1 protein-coding gene is annotated in these 1,386 nt (G+C 64.8%); it reads right to left on the reverse strand.

All coding sequences use genetic code 11. The features are described from left to right. Positions 1 to 74: 74 nt before the first annotated feature. Positions 75 to 1,386 (reverse strand): aldehyde dehydrogenase family protein (locus OC610_RS27460; RefSeq protein ID WP_264432601.1); only part of this gene is annotated, 1,312 nt, incomplete at its 5' end.

A 1,386-nucleotide genomic window follows, 5' to 3' on the forward strand; every position in this document is an offset into this window, starting at 1 on the left:
ATCGCGAGCAAGCTCGCTCCCACAGGGATTTCCTACCACCAGGCACCCCTTGCAGGTGCCTGGTCTACAGCGGTTTAGCCGATGGTCATCAGGCTGGCGTTACCACCTGCCGCAGCGGTGTTGACGCTCAGCGCGCGTTCGATCACCAGGCGCTCCAACGCGATGTTGGTTTCGCCTTGGGACAAACCATGCACCCCGACGATCGCCCCGGCGCGCTTGGCCACTTGCTGACAGACACCGCGCAGTTGGTCCGAGTCGCCGTGATGCAGGACCGCGTCGAACAGCACGTCGTCCTTGGTCCAGTCGGCTACGCGCTGGATGCGCGCCTGAATCTCCTTCGGCAAGCGTGCGAATACGGCCTTGCTGGTGTCGGTTTCCGGCCATACCGCCGAGCCGCCCACGGCCAGGACGGCCGCCAGTTGCGTGAGCAGGTCGCCTTCCACGTCCGCCAGGCACAGTACATGCTCGCGCGGCAGGATGGCGTAGCTGTTGCGTTCGCCGGTCGGGCCGGTGAGCTGGCGGGTGATGCCGCTTTGCGATTGGGCGGCGAACTGCACGCACAGGGCACTCAGTTCGGCGAGCTTCTGGCTGTCGGCCCAGGCTTGCAGGGCGGTCAGCGGTTTGCTCATGGCGTCGCGCAAACGCAGGTCCGGCGCGGCCAGGGCATCGCCGCGCACGAAGGATTGCTGGATCGCATCGGTCGGACGGGTCGACAGCAGGCGGTACAGGTACAGCGGGCCACCAGCCTTCGGACCAGTGCCCGACAGGCCTTCGCCACCGAACGGCTGCACACCGACCACGGCACCGACGATGTTGCGGTTCACGTAGACGTTACCGGCATGGACGTTGTCGATCACCTTGGCGATGGTCTCGTCGATGCGGGTGTGCACGCCCAACGTCAGGCCGTAGCCGGAAGCGTTGATCTGGTTGATCAACTGGTCCAGTTCCTTGCGCTTGTAGCGCACCACGTGCAGCACCGGGCCGAAGATCTCGCGCTGCAGCTCATCGAAGCTTTCCAGCTCGATCAGCGTCGGCATCACGAAGGTGCCGCGCTTGCATTCGTCGCTGTCGGCAATTGCCATCTGGTACACGGTGCGGCCTTTGTCGCGCATGGCCTGGATGTGTTTCTCGATGCCGGCCTTGGCTTCGGCGTCGATTACCGGGCCGATGTCTACGGACAGGCGCTCCGGGTTGCCGAGGCGCGATTCGGCCATGGCGCCCTTGAGCATTTCGATGACGCGGTCGGCGGAATCTTCCTGCAGGCACAACACACGCAGGGCTGAGCAACGCTGGCCGGCGCTGTCGAAGGCCGAAGACACCACGTCGATGACCACTTGTTCGGTCAGGGCCGAGGAGTCGACGATCATCGCGTTCTGGCCACCGGTT

This window comes from Pseudomonas agronomica (assembly GCF_025917275.1).
Taxonomy (GTDB): Bacteria; Pseudomonadota; Gammaproteobacteria; order Pseudomonadales; family Pseudomonadaceae; genus Aquipseudomonas; species Aquipseudomonas agronomica.